This is a genomic window from Roseomonas sp. SRI_022 (assembly GCF_057586215.1).
Genome location: NZ_JBYCZL010000005.1, coordinates 117,951 through 134,888, shown reverse-complemented (window position 1 = coordinate 134,888; position 16,938 = coordinate 117,951). Strand labels below are relative to the sequence as shown.

Below are 16,938 nucleotides of genomic sequence, written 5' to 3'. Positions count from 1 at the left end.
ACCTGTCAGTGAATCAGGATTTGGAGACGCCCCAGGGGAAGGGAATCGGCCCCTTCACGATGCCCGAGACGTTCCGGCGCCAGGCCTGATAGCCCAGGAAGAAGCCGGTCGGGCAATAGACCACATTCTCGACCGCCGCACGGTTGAGCCGGCCGATCGCCGCACGTTCCTGCGCGAGATCGGTCGCGGCGAGCCAGTTCGGCACTTCCGCCTCGACCGCCGGCACGTTGGGCCAGCCGAACCAGGCGCCGTCGCCATTGGCACGCACGGCGTTGTAGATGACCGGGTTGATGGCATCGGCACCGGCGTGCCAGGTGTGGAACATGGACCACCCGCCCTGTCCCGGCGGGTTCTTCATCGCGCGGCGCTGGCCGACCGTACCCCAATCCGTCGCGACGAAATCGACATTCATGCCGAGCCGCTTCAGCAGGTCGGCGGTCACGTCGCCGAAGGCCTTGGTGATGGGCTGGTCCTGCGCGACGATGCAGATCACTGGTTCCCCGGCATAGCCAGATTCACGCAGCAACTGTTTGCCGCGGTCGAGGTTCGCGACCTTCATCATCTCGCCGCCCTCCTCGGTATAGAGCGGCGTGTTGGGCGTGAAGAAGCCGCCCAGCGTCTTCCACAATGCCCCGTCGTCGCCGACCAGGGCGCGCATGTAGTCTTCCTGGCTCAGCGCCGTCATCACCGCCTGGCGCACCTTCACGTTGTTGAAGGGCGGGTGCAGGTGGTTCATGCGGAAGGACCCGATATTGCCCAGCGGGTCCGCGATATCGACCACGATGTTGCGGTTGCGGCGCAGGACGGGCACGAGGTCGGTGATCGGGTTCTCCCACCAGTCGATCTCGCCGTTCTGCAGCGCAGCGGATGCCGTGGCGGGGTCGGGCATCACGGCCCATTCCACGCGATCGACCAGCGCGCGCTTGCCGCCGGCCAGCCAGCTCGCCGGTTCGTTGCGCGGCACGTAGCCGTCGAACTTCGCGAACACCGCCTTCGCGCCCGGCACCCATTCATCGCGCACGAAGCGGAAGGGGCCCGAGCCGACATACTCGTTGATCTGGGTGAAGGGATCGGTCCTGGCGATCCGCTCCGGCATGATGAAGGCCATCGGCGTCGCATTCTTGCCGAGCGCCATCTGCATCTTCGTGAACGGCGCCTTGAGCCGCCAACGGAAGGTACGGTCATCGACCGCGACCAGTTCCTCGTTCAGTGCGCGCAGCAACTGGCCCATCGGGTCGCGCGGCATCCAGCGCGTGAGCGAGGCAACGACATCCCGCGAGCGCACCGGCTCGCCGTCATGGAACTTCAGCCCTTCGCGCAGCTTGAAGGTCCAGGTCTTGCCATCCTGCGAGACTTCCTCGCCCTCGACCATCTGGCGCTGCGGCTGGAGATTCTCATCGAAGCCGTACAGCGTGTCCCACACCAGCACGGCGGCGTTGCGCACGACGTATTGCGTACCCCAGATCGGGTCGAAATTGGCAAGGTTCGCCTGCGGCACGAAGCGCAGGGTGCGCGCATTGGCCCCCTGCGACAGCGCCGGGGCGGAGATGCCCCCCGACATGCCGATGGCGGCCGTGCCTGCCCCAGCCTTGAGGAACGTCCTGCGGTCCATTCACCGTCTCCCTTGAGCCTTCCGGTCAGGAGCCTCGCCTGCCCGGTTCTCGGTCACATTGCATCATTCATAAGCGCGTCACCAGGGCCGCCGCAGGCTACAGGCCCACGAAACACGTTCCCAGGTGCGCGCTGGCAATGCTTGGAGCACAGGCCGTGCCAGCCGGCCCGTTGCCGACGAGGGCAACGGGCCGTGGCAGGCCGGATCAGCCCTTGCCGATGTTCCAGAACACCGTCGCCGGCGCACGGAACACGCCGGTGACGTTCCGCCGCCAGGCCGAGGGCTGCCAGTAGTACCCGAGCGGGAGGTAGTACATGGCCTGCATCGCCTCACGGTTGAGCGCCTCCGCGATGCGCCGCCCCTCGGCCGGATCGCCGCCCTTTTCCACCCATTCGGCGCGCAGGCGTTCGACCTCCGGCACATCGGGCCAGCCGAACCATGCATTGGCGCCATTGGCGCGGAGGAACAGGTGGAACACCGGCAGCGACAGCGACTGGCCGGAGGAGGTGGTGTGGACGATGCTCCACCCGCCCCGCTCGACCGGTTCCTTGCTGTTGCGGCGCTGGATCAGCGTGCCCCAATCGGCCGAGATGAGTTCGAGGTTCATCCCCAGCCGGCGGATCACATCGGCCGTCACCATCGACAGCGCATTGATCTGCGGATAGTCGCCCGGCGCGATCAGCACGACCTTCTCGCCATTGTAGCCGGCCTCGCGCAGGGCCTGCTTCGCGCGTTCGATGTTGCGCACTTTCAGCAGGTCGCTGCCGACCTCGTTGGCGAGCGGCGTATCGCAGGTGAACACACCTTCGCAGGCGCCCCAGCCCGCCGGGTCGTCACCGGCGACCGCGCGCAGATAGTCACGCTGGTCGATCGCCATGGCGACGGCGCGGCGGATCGCCGGGTTGTTGAAGGGCGGTTGCAGCGTGTTGAAGCGGGCGATCCCGTAGGTGCCCTCCTGCAGGCGCTGCTCGACCACCAGGTCGCGCGAGCGGCGCATCATGCCGAGCAGGTCGTGCAGCGGATATTCCCAGTAATCCTGCTCACCGGTCATCATTGCCGAGCCGCTGGTCGCGGGATCGGTGATGATGGTCCATTCGATGCGGTCGATGCGCGGCGTGCGGCCACCCGCGAGGCCATCCACCGCCTCCTGGCGCGGCACATAGCGGTCGTTCTTTGCCCACACAGCGCGCTGGCCCGGATTCCACTCGTCACGCATGAAGCGGAAGGGGCCGGAACCGACGGTCTCGCGGATCTGCTGGAAGGCATCCGTCTGCGCAATGCGCTCGGGCATCACGAAGCAGGGGAACTGCGTCTGGCCGAGCGCGAGGATCAGCAGCGGCGTTGGCCTGGTCAGGCGGAAGCGGAACTTGCGGTCGTCCAACGCGGCGAGTTCCGCGACATTCGGCCACAGCACCTGCATGAACGGATCGCGCCGCCGCCAGCGATCGATCGAGGCGACGCAATCCTTCGCCAGCACCTTCTCCCCGTCATGGAAGAACAGGTTCTCGCGCAGGGTGAAGGTCCAGGTCAGCCCGTCCTGGGAAACGTCCCAGCCTTCGGCCATCTGCGGCCTGATCTCGCCCTTGGAATCCTGGGCGCAGATCTGGTCGTAGATCATGAAGGCGTTGTTGCGGGTGACGACGGCCGTCGTCCACACCGGATCGAGGCTGGTGAGGTTCGCCTGCGGGATGACGCGCAGCGTGCGCGCCGCGGCCCCCTGCGACAAGGCGGGTGCGGAAACACCCGCGGCGGCGATGCCGGCGGAGGCGCCGAGGAAGGTCCTGCGTTCCATGATCCCCGCCCCTCTCACGTCCGCCGGATGTTCCAGTACAGCGCCAGGCCCGGCACGCGCCCGGTCAGGTTCCGCTTGATCGCCGTCATCGACATGTAGGACCCGACCGGGACGTAGGGCAGTTCGTCCATCGCCACGGTCTGCATCTCGCGCGCGAGGCGCTGCTCGGCGGCGAGGTCCGGTGCCTCGAACCAGGCGTCGCGCAGTTCCTCGAGCCGCGGCACGGTCGGCCAGCCGAACCAGGCATTCGTGCCGTTGCCGCGCATAGGGAAATGCGCCGCCGGATCGACGAAATCCACCGAGGAGAAGGAGGTGAACAGCATCGACCAGCCGTTGCGATCCACCGGCTCGCGCGAGGCGCGCCGCGTCACCGTGGTGCCCCAGTCCGACAGTGAGATATCGGCGTTGAAGCCAAGCCGGCGCACGAGATCCGCGCCCACCTGCGTCATCGCCGCGGGGGCGAGGATGTCGGTCGGCCCGATCAGGCGCATCGGCTGGTTGGTGTAGCCGGCCTCGCGCATCAGCGTCTTGGCGCGGTCGAGGCTGCGCGGCCCCATCAGCGGCGCGAGACCCGCATCGTTGGCGAGCGGCGTGCCCGGCGTGAACAGCCCGACGCCGGTGCGGTAGATCGAGGCATCGGTCCCGACCACCGCCTGCATGAAATCCTCCTGGCTGATCGCCGGAAGGATCGCCTGGCGCATCTTCTTGTCGTTGAAGGGCGCGTGCAGGTGGTTGAAACGCAGGATGCCGGTCAGCGGCAGCGGGTCGATCGCCTCGATCGAGATCTGGCGGTTGCGGCGCAGCAGCTGCTGGATCTCCGGCGGCGGCTGCTCGTACCAGTCGATCTCGCCGGTCTGCAGCGCGGCGGCCGCGGTCGCGGCATCGACGATGATGTTCCATTCGACGCGATCGAAATGCGCGACCTTGGGGCCGGCCGTCAGGCTCGGCGTGCCGCTCGGCACCGGCACGTAGTCGGCGAAGCGTTCATAGACAACGAGGCTGCCGGAGTTGAATTCATCCGCCTTGAACTTGAAGGGGCCAGAGCCGATCGCCTCGCGCACCTGCTGGAAGGCGTCGGTTTCCGCCAGGCGCTGCGGCATGATGAAGGCCGGGCTGTTCGACACCTGCCCGAGCGCCTTGAACAGCAGCGGGAAGGGCTTCTTCAGCTTGAAGCGCACGCGGCGATCGTCCACCACCTCCAGCGCATCGACCACCGTCATCAGCTTCTGGCCGAAGGGGTTGCGCTTCATCCAGCGGTTGATGGAAGGCACCACGTCCTGCGCGCGCACCGGCTCGCCGTCGTGGAACTTCAGCCCCGGGCGCAGCGTGATGGTGACGACCTTGCCGCCATCCTCCAGCACATGGCCTTCGGCCATCTGCGGCTGCGGCGCGAAATTCGCGTCGAGGCCATAGAGGCTGTCGTAGATCATGTGCCCGTGGTTGCGGGTGATGTTCGCCGTCGTCCAGATCGGGTCGAGGCTGGTCAGGTTCGCCTGCGGCACCATCTTAAGGACGCGGTTCTGCGCCGGTTGCGCTGTCGCGAATCGCGGAAGCGCGGCGGTGGCCCCCGCGGCGGCGGAGGCCCTCAGCAGGTCACGACGGTTCATCTTCGGCTCCCAGCCCGTTCAGTCGGCGCGCATCTGACCAGCACGGCGCCCGATCGGCAACCCGTCCATCAGGCCCTGTGGATGTTCCAGAACAGCGGCAGCCCCTTCAGCATGCCGGCGATGCCACGCCGATAGGCAGTCGCCTGGAAATACTGCCCAAGCGGCAGATAGGGCGCCTGCCGCATGGCCTCAGCCTGGATCTCACGCGCCACAGCCTGCTGCGCGGCAAGGTCGGGCGCGTCGAACCACTTCATGCGCAACTCTTCCATCTGCGGCATGGTCGGCCAGCCGAACCAGGCGCGTTCGCCGGTGCCGCGCAGCGCCTGGTTCACGCCGGGGGTCAGCATCTCGATGCCGCTCCAGGCAGTGAAGAACATGCTCCATCCGCCCTCGGAGGGCGGCGTGCGGCGGGCGCGGCGTTGCATGAGTTCCGACCACGGGCCGGAGACCACTTCGACCTCGATGCCGACGCGCCGCAGCGTCTCGGCCCCCACCGTCGCGAGGGCAGAGAGCGTCGGGAAATCGTTCGCGGCGAGCAGCACGACCTTCTCGCCGCCATAGCCGGCCTCGGAGATCTCGCGCTTCACCTTGTCGAAGTCGCGCGCACCGTCGAGCACGGCGAGCCCTTCGTCACTCGCGAAGGGCGTGCCGGGGGGGAATATGCCGACATCGTCGCGCCACAGGCTGTGATCGGCGCCGATCACCGCGGTCATGAATTCCGCCTGGTTCACCGCGCCGAGCAGCGCGCGCCGGATCGCCGCCCGGTCGAAGGGCGGATGCAGGTGGTTGAAGCGCGCGATCGCCATCAGCCCGGTCGGGTCGGGGATCTCCATGACGATGTTGCGGTTGCGCCGCAGGCCCGGCTGCAGCTCGGTCGAGGGGTTCTCCCACCAGTCCACGTCGCCGGCGGTCAGGGCTTCCGCCGCGGTCGCGGCATCGGGCTTCACATGCCATTCGACGCGGTCGAACTGCACCCGCTTCGGGCCGGCAGTCCAGGTCGGCACGCCCTCGGGGCGCGGCACGTAGTCGGCGAAGCGCTCATAAGCGATGAGGCGGCCGGCGACGCGCTCATCGGCCAGGAAGCGGAAGGGGCCGGAGCCGATGATCTCGGCGACGGCGCGGGTCGGCTCCGTCTCCGCCAGGCGCTCGGGCATGATGAAGCAGACGGGCGCGGCCGGCTTGGCCAGCGCATAGAAGATCATGGGAAAGGGCTTCGACAGCCGCAACAGGATGGTGCGGTCGTCGGGCGCGGAAATCTCCTCGGTGCGCGCCAGCAGCACCTGGCCGAGCGGGTCGCGTGCCGCCCAGCGCCGGATGGAGGCGACGCAATCGGTGGCGCGCACCGGCTCCCCGTCGTGGAACTTCAGCCCCTCACGCAGCCGGATCGAGATGCGCTTGCCATCACCATCGACGTTGTGGCCCTCGGCCATCTGGGGCTCGGGCGCATAGTCCTGGTTGAAGCCGTACAGCGTGTCCCACACCAGGAAGCCGTGGTTGCGCGTGGCAGAGGCGGTGGTGACGATGGGATCGAGCACCGCAAGATCCGCCTGCGGCACGAACTTCAAGGTGCGCGATGCGCCCGACGTCCCCTGCCCCAGCGCCGCGCGCCCTGGGAGCCCGCCGAGGATGGCGGCACCGGTGCCGGCAATGAGGTGACGTCGCTGCATCCGGCCCTCCCGATTGACGCGGCGATGTTCTGGCCGCATCGCCCGGTGCGACGCAAGGGGTCCCGGCGATCGGGGTGCGCCACACGGCGCACCCCGGGGCGCATGCTCAGCTCCGGCGCAGGTTCCAGAACAAGGGCGGCTGGCCCTTCAGCATGCCGGTCAGGTTCCGCCGATAGGCCGTGGGCTGGTAATACATGCCGGTCGGCACATAGGGCACCTCCTCGAAGGCGATGCGCTGCATCTCCGTCGTCGCGGCCTTGGCGGCGGCCTCGTTGGGCGCGTCGAACCAGGCGTTGCGCTGCGCCTCGATGGCCGGGATGGTCGGCCAGCCCGGCCAGGCGGCGTCGCCATGGCCGCGGATCGAGGCATGGCTCGCCGGGTTCCAGTGATCGACGCCCGACCAGAAGGTAAAGAAGCCCGACCAGCCGCCCTGTTCCAACGGATTCTTGCTGGCGCGGCGCTGCACCACCGTGCCCCAGTCGGCCGAGACCAGATCGACGTCGAAACCCATGCGGCGGAACAGGTCGGCGCCGACCAGCGTCGCCGCGTTGATCGACGCGAGATCGGTGGCGTTCATCAGCACCATCTTCGCGCCCATCGCGCCGGCGGCCTGGAGTTCGGCCCGCGCGGCATCGATGGACTTCTTCAGCCGGTCCAGCCCGACGGTGGAGGCCGATGGCGATTCCGGCGCGAAATAGCCGATCCCTTCCCGCTTGAGCGATTGGTAGCCCGGCACCGTGGCGTCACCGATCACCGCAGTCATGAAATCGATCTGGTTGACCGCGGTGATCACGGCGCGGCGCACCGCCGGGTTGTTGAACGGCGCGGTCAGGTGGTTGGGGCGGAAGATGCCGATCAGCCCGGTGCCGTTGATCACGTCCACCGCGACGTTGCGGTTGCGTGCAACCAGCGGGAACAGGTCGGCGGTCGGCTGCTCCCACCAGTCGATCTCGCCCGACTGCAGCGCCGCCGCGGCGGTCGAGGCATCGGGAATGATGCGCCACTCGACCCGGTCGAAATACGCGACCTTCGGCCCGGCCGTCATCGACGGCGTGCCGTTCGGCACCGGCACATAGTCCGGGTTGCGCGCATAGACGACAGAAGACCCCGGCACCCACTCATTCTGCACGAAGCGGAAGGGTCCGGAGCCCACGGCCTCGCTCAGGTTGGTGAAGGGATCCACATTCGCCAGCCGCTCGGGCATGATGAACAGGCAGGATGTCGTGACCTTCGAGAAGGCCTCGAGCATCTTGGCGAAGGGGCGGTTCAACTTGATCGTGAAGACGCGGTCGCTGTCCTCGGTCATGTCGGCGACGCGGGCCATCAGTTCCTGCCCGAAGGCATCGCGCCGGCCCCAGCGCTTGATCGAGGCGATGCAATCCCGCCCGCGCACGGGCGTCCCGTCATGGAACTTCAGCCCCTCGCGCAGGGTGAAGCGCCACAGCAGGCCGTCATTCTCCACCACATGGCCCTGGGCCATCTGAGGCACCGGCTCGAACTTGTCGTTCATGCCGTAGAGCTGGTCGAAGACGAGGAAGGCGTGGTCGCGCGCGACAAAGGCTGTATTGGTGAAGGGGTCGATATTCGGCAGGTTGGCATGCGGCACGTATTTCAGCGTGCGCGCGGCGGCGGGCTGCGCGATGGCGAAGCGCGGCAGCGCAGCGGCAGTGGCCCCGGCCGCGGCGCCGGCCAGCAGGTCGCGTCGAAACATTCAGACGTTCTCCGTTCGGTGAAGCTTGCGGCGACAGTAACCGGGCGCGATCGTCCGATCCAGCGCGGCAATGCCCCCCGCATCAGCAGAATCGCGGCTGGGCAAGCCGGCCGCGCCGCCCTACACCGCCGCGCATGGCGGACATCCCCATCCTCGGTCCCGCGCTGGCGCGCCTGCTTGGCCCCCGGCTCGCGACGGTCGCGCAGGAATTCCTGCGCTTCGGCGTGGTCGGCACGGTCGGCTTCCTGGTCGATACGGGCGTGCTCTACGGCATGCTCGGGCTCGGGGCCGGGCTCTATCTGGGGCGCGCCATCTCCTATGTAACGGCGGCGACGACGACCTGGGCGCTCAACCGCGCCTGGACCTTCCGCGGGCGGGGCAGCACCGCGCCAATCCATCGGCAATGGGCGCTGTTCGTGGTGGTGAACCTCGCCGGCTTCACGCTGAACTACGGGACCTACGCGCTGATGGTGGCGACCACGCCGGTCGTCGCGGCCTATCCGATCCTCGGCGTCGCCGCCGGGTCGATCGTCGGGATGTTCGCCAATTTCGCGGTGTCGCGGCGGCTGGTCTTCCGCGGATAGGCCGGGGCCTACGGCCCGGTCCGCATCATGCCCAGCAACGCCACGAAAAAGGCCCCGAAGGCGAGTTGCAGCCCCAGCACCATGCTGGTGACCGAGGCAATCGCGACCCGCATCGCCCCCATGCCCTCCAGCGGCCCGAAGCGCTGCCCGCCCCAGACCGCCACCGCCGCGACGCCAAGACCCAGGCCGAGGACAACCAGCAGCACCGCGACGATCAGCGCCGGCTCCAGCCCGAAGCGTTCCAGCGCCGCGCTCAGGCGCTTGTCCTCCGGCACCACGCCCTGTTGGGCGCCGTAGATCCGCGCGAAGGCCCAGAACTGCACCGCCTGGAACCCCATCACCATCGCACCCGAGGCATAGAGCATCGTGTGCACATCGAAGGTGACGCCACCCAGCCGCAGCGGCCCCGGCAGCAGCGCGGCCATGACGGCAAGCCCCGCCAGGAAAAGGCCCGCACCGGGGTAGAAGAACAGCCAGCGTGGGCAGAACACGAGCAGGAAGCGCAGATGCCGCCAGCCATCGCGCCAGGAGCGAAGATGCGGCGGCCGCGACCGCCCATCCGGCGACAGGGTGGTCGGCACCTCGGTGACGCGCAGCCCCTGCACCGTCGCCTTCACCACCATCTCGGAAGCGAATTCCATCCCCGGCGCCCGCAGGTCGAGCGCGCGGATGGCGTCACGGTCGAAGCCGCGCAGGCCGCAATGGAAGTCCCGCACCGGCCCGCCGAAGAACAGCCGCCCGATGGTCGAAAGCACCGGATTGCCGAGATAGCGATGCAGCGGCGGCATGGCCCCCGGCTTGATCCCGCCCAGGAAGCGGTTGCCCATGACCAGGGCGTAACCCTCACGCAACCTGGCGACGAAGGGGTCGAGGTCGGTGAAATCGTACGAATCGTCGCTGTCGCCCATGATGACGAAGCGCCCGCGCGCCGCCGCGATCCCGGCGATCAGGGCGGCGCCGTAGCCGCGCATCGGGACCGGAACCACCCGCGCGCCGAGCCCCTCGGCGATCGCCTGGCTGCCGTCCGTGCTGCCATTGTCGGCGATCAGCACCTCCCCCGCCACGCCGCTGCGCGCCAGGTACCCCATGGCCTTGGAGACGCAGGCACCGATCGTCTCGGCCTCGTTCAGGCAGGGCATCAGGATGGTCAGTTCCAGCCCATCGGCCGGCCCAGGCTCCTTCCCCATCCGCGCTTCCGGCAGATCCATCGGCAAGCGGCGCTTCCCTTTCACCCTGCCCCGTCCGGACGGCCCGGCGCGGCCTTCGTTGCGCAGATCACATCGCGGCGGCCCGAACGTGATATGGTGTCATGCTCGGGTCATCCAGCGCCCGTCAGCGAGGCAGCGCTTTTTTCACACGCCGGACTGCACTAGGTAAGCGCCTTGTGCCCGATGGCAAACCATTCCGATGGGGGGACGGCTCAGCCCGCATGGCGGCAGACGTGACACCGGGTCCGGGGTTTTCCGGACCGCGCCAGAGCCCGGAAGCCGTGCCCGATGGCGATTGATCCCCGGATCATCCTCGGCGAAGGCAAGCCGGCCCAGACGCCGCTCGCGCGCGCCGTCGCGGCCTGCCGCGCGCAGTTCGTCTCGGTTGGGCTGTTCAGCGGCGTCGTCAACGGGCTGCAGCTGACCGTCTCGCTGTACATGATGCAGGTGTTCGACCGCGTGCTCGCCACGCGGAACCTGAACACGCTGCTCTACCTGACGCTGATCGCCATTGCCGCCGTCGGGCTGCTGGCGGTGCTGGAGGCCGCACGCTCGCGCATCATGCAGCGCGTCGGCGCCTGGGTGGAGGAGAAGGTCGCCCCCGAGGGCTTCGCCCGCGCCGTGGAAAGCCAGCTGCGCGGCCGCTCCTACCGGATGGAGGCGTTGCGGGACCTCGGCGTATGCCGGGGCTTCATCGCCTCTCCCGGGGCGCTTGCGCTCTATGACGTGCCCTGGGTGCCGGTCTACCTGCTGGTGATCTTCATCCTGCATCCGGTGCTCGGCACGGTTGCCCTGGTCGGCGCGGCGCTGCTGCTGGGGCTGACCATCCTCAATGAGCTCGCCACCTCCAAGCTGCTGCGGGAGGCCAACACCGCCTCCATGGCCACGCAGCGGCGGGCGGATTCGATCGTCCGCAATGCCGAGGTGATCGACAGCATGGGCATGCTGCCCGCCGTCATGGCGCGCTGGCGCGTCGGCGTGGCGGAGATGACGGCGCCGATGAACCGCGCCATGGACCGCGCCGCGCCATTGCTGGCGGTGACCAAGTTCTTCCGCCTGGCCGTACAGATCGCGATCCTCGGCATCGGCGCCTATCTCGTGCTCGGGCAGGAACTGACCTCGGGCGCCTCGATCGCGGCGTCGATCATCATGGGCCGGGCGCTCGCGCCGGTGGAACAGATGATCGGCGGCTGGAAGCAACTGGTGCAGGCGCGGCAGTCCTGGCGGCGGCTGCAGGCCTTCCTGGTGATGCCGCGGCTGCGCCCGCCCGGCCTGCCTCTGCCGCCCCCGACCGGGAAAGTGGCGGTCGAGCGCGTCACCTACGGCTTTCCGGGCACCAACATCGCGGTGGTGAAGGGCGTCGCCTTCGCCCTCGAAGCGGGGGAAAGCCTCGCGGTGATCGGCCCGTCCGCGGCCGGCAAGACCACGCTGATCCGGCTGCTGACCGGCACGCTGCAACCGGCATCGGGCGCCGTGCGGCTCGACGGCGCCGATGTCTACACCTGGCAGCGGGAGGATTTCGGCCGGCATGTCGGCTACCTGCCGCAGGATGTCGAACTGTTCGACGGCACCATCTTCGACAACATCGCCCGCATGGCCGAGGCGCCGCACGAGGCTGTCTACGACGCCGCGAAGCTCGCTGGCGCGCATGACATGATCCTGCGCCTGCCGAAGGGCTACGAGACCGAGATCGGCGAAGGCGGCCAGCATCTGTCCGGCGGGCAGCGCCAGCAGATCGGCCTTGCCCGCGCGATGTTCGGCAATCCGAAATTCATCGTGTTGGACGAGCCGAACTCGAACCTCGACGGCGATTCCGAGGCCGCCCTGCTGCGCGCGCTGCATGAGCTCCGCCGGCGCGAGATCACCGTGGTGCTTGTCTCCCACCGCCCGGTGCTGGTGCAGGGGGTGGAGAAGGTGCTGCTGATGCGGGACGGCGCTGTCGAGATGTTCGGCCCGCGCGCCGAGGTGCTGAAGAAGATCATGAAGCCGGCCCAGCCGACGCCAATCCCCGCTCCAGTTCAGCAATCCGAAGGCCGCGAGGCGCAGGCATGAGCGAGCCCGCCCCCGCCATCCCGCCGCCGGCCGCGAACCAGGACCTGGTGCCGCGCCGGGAACGGCTGCCCTCGCTGAACCTCGCGCCACCCGTGATGCCCGAGGCGGCGTCGCGGCCGCGCACCCGCGGCACGACGCTGTTCGGCTTCGCCGCCATCGCCATTTTCTTCGGTGCCTTTGGCGCTTGGTCGGCCTTCGCGCCGCTCAGCGAGGCCGCGATCGCCTCGGGGATGATCAAGGTCGAGGGCACGCGGCGGACGATCCAGCATCTGGAAGGCGGCATCGTGCGCGAGATCCTGGTGCGCGACGGCGACCGGGTCCGCGCCGGGCAGGTGCTGATGCGCCTCGACGACATCCGCGCCGGCACCGACCTCGAGACGCTGCGCAGCCAGCGCTGGGCGCTGGCCGCGCAGGATGCGCGCCTCGCGGCGGAACTCGACGATGCCCGCACCGTTGCCTTCCCCGACGATTTACGCGCCGCGACCGAACCCCGCGCGCAGGATGCCATCGCCGGCCAGGGCGCGGTCTTCGAGGCGCGCCGTGCCGCGCTGACCAGCCAGGTGTCCGTGCAGGAAGCGCGGATCGGCCAGCAGGAGGCGATCATCTCCGGCGCCACCGGCCAGCTGCGTGCCCAGCGCGCCCAGTTGGAACTGATCCGGCGGGAGGAGGAGCTGACGCGCACCCTGGTCCAGCAGGGGCTGCAACGGTTGCCGACACTGCTCGCGCTGCAGCGGACCGCCGCGGCGCTGGAAGGCCAGGGGGAGGATCTGCAAGGCCAGTTGGACCGCGCGGGGCAGACCATCGCCGAGGCGCGCGGTACGATCGCCAGCATCGTCGGCCAGCGCCGCCAGGAAGTCGCCGCCGAGCGCCGCGAGATCCGCGTCCGCCTCGCGGAGGTGGAGGAGCGCCTGCGCGCCGCGCATGACGTCGCGGTGCGTCGCGACATCCTCGCCCCTGAGGACGGCACGGTGCTGAACCTGCGCCTGTTCACCGTCGGCGCCGTAGTGCGTCCCGGCGACCCGGTGATGGACCTGGTGCCGGTGCAGGACCGTCTGGTCGCCGAGGTGAATGTCCAGCCCTTCGACATCGACGTGGTCCATGTCGGGTTGCAGGCGGAAGTGCGGCTGCCGGCCTTCAAGCAGCGGTTGGTGCCGTACCTGCACGGGCACGTCACCTTCGTCGCGCAGGATGTGACGCTCGATGAACGCACCCGCGCCACCTACTACCGCGCCCATATCCTGATCGACGCGGACCAGCTTGCGCACATGCCGGGCGTGCAGTTGGTGCCGGGCATGCCGGTGGAGGCGATGATCCAGATCGGCGAACGATCCTTCCTGCGCTATATTACCCAGCCGATCCGTGACAGCTTCACCCGCGCCTTCCGCGAGCAATAGGGAAATCCAGACATGGCCGAGAACCGCCCCACCGTCTTCGCCGACGGCGTGATCGAGGCGCAGGTGGCGCATGGCGTCGCGCGCGTCACGCTGGCCATGACCGGGTCCGACGGCAAGGCAGTGCCCTGCGCGACGCTGTGCGTGCCGGTGACGCAGTTGCCGGCGCTGGTGAACGGCATGGGCAACCTGCTGAAGCAGATCGAGGAGCGCGTGCGCGCCCAGGTAACGCAGCAGCAGCAGGCGCCCAGCAGCGACAGCGTCGCCGCGCCGGGCGCCTTCCGTTTTCAGAGCTGAACGACGCGCGGCAGGTCTTCGGCGGGGCATCACGCCGCTATCCGATGGCGTGAATCTGCCCGATCGGCATCTGATCCGGCGCCCCGGTTCCGACGTGCCGTGGATTTCGGAACCGGGTCAGCGGCCTTCCCTGGCGATGTGTGTCCGTCCGCTTGATTCGCCGCGGACGTGGCGAACCTCACGGGCTGCAGACTAGTTGCTCCTGCTCCGAGCCCGCGCGATCGCCGTCTCGATCTGCGCCTTCACCGCTTCCATGTTGAAGGACGCGCCGCGCTGCATCGGCGGAAATTCGATGAAGCTCTGCGCGTAGCGGGCCACTTCCTGCTGGACGAAGACGAAGCGCCAGAAGTTGTTCAGGAAGAAGGTGTAGAAATGCAGCGACCCGTTGGCGCCGGCCGGCAGGCCCATGCGCTCGAAGGGGTCCAGCCGCAGGTTGACGATGATCGGCCAGTCCACATGCACCGTGCCGCCGAGCCAGCCTCCGGGCTGGTCGGTGAACCGGTACTTGTAGTCGCCGATGCGCACCGCGCTAAGCGTGCCTTCGGTGAAGTAGAAGATCTCCTGGCGGGTTGACGGCCCCTGCCCGGTCAGCATCGCGGTCTGGTCATAGCCGTCGAGGAACACGCGGTAGTTCCGCCCGCCAAGGTCGCGCCCGGCACGCAGCTGTTCCTTGATGTTCGGATTGCCCGCCGCGGTGAGCAGCGTCGGGAACCAGTCGAGCCCCGACATGATGCCGTTCTGCACCGTCCCGGGGGCGACGCGGCCCGGCCAGCGCACGATCATCGGCACGCGCATGCCGCCTTCCAGTGCCGTTCCCTTGCCGCCGGCGAAAGGCGTGTTGCCGCCATCCGGCCAGGTGAAGTTCTCGGCACCGTTATCGGTGGTGAAGACGACGATGGTGTTCCGGTCGAGCCCGCGCTGGCGCAGATGCTCCATGACCCGGCCGATATTGTCGTCCATCTGGGCCATGCCGGCCTCCTGGACCGACCAGCCATTCTCAGCATTCCGCCGGCCTTCGTATTCCGGCGAGAGGTGGGTCTCCACATGCATGCGCGTCGGGTTCATCCAGACGAAGAACGGACGGTTCGCCGCCGTAGACTGGTCGATGAAGCGGATGACGTTCTCGCTGATGACCTCGTCGAAGGTCGTCATATTGTACTGGATGCCCGGCATCGGGCGCGGGGGCAGCGGGCCCTCGTCCACGATCCGCTGGCGGCCGATCCGTCCCCAGCGCGGCTGCTCGGTGGCATCGTCCACATCGGCCGCCGTGCAGCGCACGAGGTTGCGCGGCCCGACAGCGTCCCGCAGTGCCGGCGGGTAGGTCGGATAGAACGGGTCCTGCATGGCATCGAGGTGGTAGAGGTAGCCGAAGAACTCGTCGAACCCGTGCACGCAGGGCAGGAACTGGTTGAGATCGCCCAGATGGTTCTTGCCGAACTGGCCGGTGGCATAGCCCTGGGCGCGGAGCGCGGTCGCGATGGTCGGCGCGGCGGCTGGCATGCCGACGGTGGAACCTGCCTGGCCGACTGTCGTCAGCCCGGTGCGGATCGGCAACTGCCCGGTGATGAAGTTGGCGCGTCCGGCGGTGCAGGACGGTTCGGCGTAGTAGTCGGTGAACAGCATCCCTTCCGCGGCGAGCCGGTCGAGGTTCGGCGTTCGGCCCGCCATGAGGCCGCGATGGTAGGCGCCGATGTTCCACATGCCGATGTCATCGCCCATGATGAAGACGATGTTCGGCCGTTGCCGCGCGGGGGCCGGCGCGGGTGCGGCCGGCGGCGCGGGCTGTTGCGCCGCGAGCGGACCGGCGATCGCCAGCGCACTGATCGTGCCCGCCAGCCATCGGCGGGTGGTTGAACACCAATCCATCGTCTCAACCCCTTCAATTGCGACCCCGGTTCGTTTCGGGTCACCGTCACGGAGGATGGGCTTGGCCTACCGTGACGCCTATGCAGATTTCGCCCTTTTCGACAGCCGGGGGCGCCGGATCGCGGGTCCGGGACGGGATGCTCCCGGGCAGACGGCGAAGCGATTGCGACGGGCTTTCCCCGAAGGTTTGCCGATAGGCGACGGCGAAGCGGCCGAGTTCCCAGAAGCCCCAGTCGAGCGCGATGCTTGACACGGTCGCCTCGCGCGGGTCCGCGGCGAGCAACGCCCGGCGCGCGCCCCAAAGCCGGCGCAGGCGCAGATGGCGGTTCGGCGTCTGCCCGAAGAACTCGACGAAAACCTGCTCCAGCACCTTCACCGAGCAGCCGCCGGCCTTGCACAATTCGGGCAGGGCGATCGGCCGGGCCTCGTTCGCCTCGATATGGGCGACGACGCGCCGGAGCACGGCGTGGTGCCGCCGCGTCGCGGCCGTTTCACGCGGCGGGGCGACGCTTTCGAGCATCGCCACCAGGGCCTCGGTGATCTGGCCGTCGAGCATTCGCCCCGCCTCCGGATGTTCGAGCACCTCCGGCGCCTCCGCGGCCAGCCGGAAGGCGTCGCGCTGCAGCGAGGCAAGGCGCGCGAACGCGTCCGGCGCCGGGCGCAGAAGGTCCGGCCAGCTCAGCGGCGACGGCAGGCTGCGCTGGAGCAGGGTGTCGAGGGCGACCGCGAAATCGACGACCGGCATCGACACCGACCGCCAGCGGGAGGGACCCGCCGCGCGGTCATCCACCGGGCGGCCACCGCTGCCGATCCCGACCGTACCCGGTTCGGCTGCATGCCCGTTGCGGGTGCTGGGCGGCTCGTCGTCGTGCTTGAGGCGGAAAAAGACCCGGTCGGGCGAGGTCTCGCAAGCGAAGCGGCGGGGCACGATCTCCTCGCTCATCGCGAGGTTGACGGCGGGAAGCCGCACCAGGATCAGGCGCGCGCGATAGGGCCCGCCCCGCATCGGCCGCACACGCCCGCAGACATTGTGGATGCGCGCCGCATGGGCGTCGGGATCGTCGAAGGTCTCGACGCTGCTGCCAGTCCGCATGCCGGGCGTTTCCCTCGCCACCGGCATGCGGCGGCGGAGCGGAAGCAAACGCCCATGA

The 16,938-nt window shown here is 68.8% G+C and carries 12 protein-coding genes; 4 read left to right on the top strand and 8 right to left on the bottom strand.

All coding sequences use genetic code 11. The features are described from left to right. Nucleotides 1-13: 13 nt before the first annotated feature. The 5 genes from AC2YHJ_RS06755 to AC2YHJ_RS06735 form a co-directional block, all read right to left on the bottom strand. A complete protein-coding gene (locus AC2YHJ_RS06755; protein WP_487394857.1) occupies nt 14-1,612 on the bottom strand; it encodes an ABC transporter substrate-binding protein in 1,599 nt (532 codons plus the stop codon). Nucleotides 1,613-1,817: 205 nt separating this feature from the next. Continuing rightward, the gene (locus AC2YHJ_RS06750) at nt 1,818-3,404 is read right to left on the bottom strand and encodes an ABC transporter substrate-binding protein (protein ID WP_487394856.1); all 1,587 of its coding nucleotides are present in this window, start codon (nt 3,402-3,404) and stop codon (nt 1,818-1,820) included. A 14-nt stretch (nt 3,405-3,418) separates the two neighbouring features. Continuing rightward, a complete protein-coding gene (locus AC2YHJ_RS06745; RefSeq protein ID WP_487394855.1) occupies nt 3,419-5,011 on the bottom strand; it encodes an ABC transporter substrate-binding protein in 1,593 nt (530 codons plus the stop codon). Nucleotides 5,012-5,079: 68 nt separating this feature from the next. Further along, complete coding sequence (locus tag AC2YHJ_RS06740; protein WP_487394854.1) at nt 5,080-6,678, bottom strand: ABC transporter substrate-binding protein; 1,599 nt, start codon at nt 6,676-6,678, stop codon at nt 5,080-5,082. A 106-nt stretch (nt 6,679-6,784) separates the two neighbouring features. Further along, entirely contained in the window at nt 6,785-8,389 is a 1,605-nt protein-coding gene (locus AC2YHJ_RS06735) for an ABC transporter substrate-binding protein (RefSeq protein WP_487394853.1), read from the bottom strand. Between the two features lie 134 nt (nt 8,390-8,523). On the opposite strand from AC2YHJ_RS06735, the gene AC2YHJ_RS06730 reads away from it, so the two are divergent. Further along, on the top strand, nt 8,524-8,973 hold the full coding sequence (locus AC2YHJ_RS06730; RefSeq protein WP_487394852.1) for a GtrA family protein: 450 nt from the start codon (nt 8,524-8,526) through the stop codon (nt 8,971-8,973). Nucleotides 8,974-8,981: 8 nt separating this feature from the next. Here AC2YHJ_RS06730 and AC2YHJ_RS06725 read toward each other — a convergent pair whose 3' ends face one another. After that, entirely contained in the window at nt 8,982-10,181 is a 1,200-nt protein-coding gene (locus AC2YHJ_RS06725) for a glycosyltransferase family 2 protein (RefSeq protein WP_487395001.1), read from the bottom strand. A gap of 288 nt (nt 10,182-10,469) precedes the next feature. Between AC2YHJ_RS06725 and AC2YHJ_RS06720 the strand changes: the two genes are divergently transcribed. From AC2YHJ_RS06720 to AC2YHJ_RS06710, 3 genes are read left to right on the top strand one after another with little or no spacing between them, the layout of a single operon-like run. Next, the gene (locus tag AC2YHJ_RS06720; protein ID WP_487394850.1) at nt 10,470-12,233 is read left to right on the top strand and encodes a type I secretion system permease/ATPase; all 1,764 of its coding nucleotides are present in this window, start codon (nt 10,470-10,472) and stop codon (nt 12,231-12,233) included. Continuing rightward, nucleotides 12,230-13,627, top strand: a complete 1,398-nt coding sequence (locus AC2YHJ_RS06715; protein ID WP_487394849.1) for an HlyD family type I secretion periplasmic adaptor subunit — start codon at nt 12,230-12,232, stop codon at nt 13,625-13,627. The genes AC2YHJ_RS06720 and AC2YHJ_RS06715 overlap by 4 nt, the downstream gene beginning before the upstream one ends. Nucleotides 13,628-13,639: 12 nt before the next feature. Continuing rightward, nucleotides 13,640-13,921, top strand: coding sequence for a hypothetical protein (locus tag AC2YHJ_RS06710; RefSeq protein WP_487394847.1), 282 nt, complete (start codon nt 13,640-13,642; stop codon nt 13,919-13,921). A gap of 192 nt (nt 13,922-14,113) precedes the next feature. Here the strand turns inward: AC2YHJ_RS06710 and AC2YHJ_RS06705 are convergent, their stop codons facing one another. Together AC2YHJ_RS06705 and AC2YHJ_RS06700 are read right to left on the bottom strand one after the other, a co-directional pair. Then, entirely contained in the window at nt 14,114-15,787 is a 1,674-nt protein-coding gene (locus AC2YHJ_RS06705) for an arylsulfatase (RefSeq protein WP_487394845.1), read from the bottom strand. A 46-nt stretch (nt 15,788-15,833) separates the two neighbouring features. After that, complete coding sequence (locus AC2YHJ_RS06700; RefSeq protein ID WP_487394843.1) at nt 15,834-16,880, bottom strand: helix-turn-helix domain-containing protein; 1,047 nt, start codon at nt 16,878-16,880, stop codon at nt 15,834-15,836. Nucleotides 16,881-16,938 lie beyond the last annotated feature (58 nt).

What these genes read in the sequence shown, in the direction of transcription:
- AC2YHJ_RS06755 (WP_487394857.1), bottom strand. Translation starts at nt 1,612, where the DNA reads ATGGACCGCAGGACGTTCCTCAAGGCTGGGGCAGGCACGGCCGCCATC.
- AC2YHJ_RS06750 (WP_487394856.1), bottom strand. Translation starts at nt 3,404, where the DNA reads ATGGAACGCAGGACCTTCCTCGGCGCCTCCGCCGGCATCGCCGCCGCG.
- AC2YHJ_RS06745 (WP_487394855.1), bottom strand. Translation starts at nt 5,011, where the DNA reads ATGAACCGTCGTGACCTGCTGAGGGCCTCCGCCGCCGCGGGGGCCACC.
- AC2YHJ_RS06740 (WP_487394854.1), bottom strand. Translation starts at nt 6,678, where the DNA reads ATGCAGCGACGTCACCTCATTGCCGGCACCGGTGCCGCCATCCTCGGC.
- AC2YHJ_RS06735 (WP_487394853.1), bottom strand. Translation starts at nt 8,389, where the DNA reads ATGTTTCGACGCGACCTGCTGGCCGGCGCCGCGGCCGGGGCCACTGCC.
- AC2YHJ_RS06730 (WP_487394852.1), top strand. Translation starts at nt 8,524, where the DNA reads ATGGCGGACATCCCCATCCTCGGTCCCGCGCTGGCGCGCCTGCTTGGC.
- AC2YHJ_RS06725 (WP_487395001.1), bottom strand. Translation starts at nt 10,181, where the DNA reads ATGGATCTGCCGGAAGCGCGGATGGGGAAGGAGCCTGGGCCGGCCGAT.
- AC2YHJ_RS06720 (WP_487394850.1), top strand. Translation starts at nt 10,470, where the DNA reads ATGGCGATTGATCCCCGGATCATCCTCGGCGAAGGCAAGCCGGCCCAG.
- AC2YHJ_RS06715 (WP_487394849.1), top strand. Translation starts at nt 12,230, where the DNA reads ATGAGCGAGCCCGCCCCCGCCATCCCGCCGCCGGCCGCGAACCAGGAC.
- AC2YHJ_RS06710 (WP_487394847.1), top strand. Translation starts at nt 13,640, where the DNA reads ATGGCCGAGAACCGCCCCACCGTCTTCGCCGACGGCGTGATCGAGGCG.
- AC2YHJ_RS06705 (WP_487394845.1), bottom strand. Translation starts at nt 15,787, where the DNA reads ATGGATTGGTGTTCAACCACCCGCCGATGGCTGGCGGGCACGATCAGT.
- AC2YHJ_RS06700 (WP_487394843.1), bottom strand. Translation starts at nt 16,880, where the DNA reads ATGCGGACTGGCAGCAGCGTCGAGACCTTCGACGATCCCGACGCCCAT.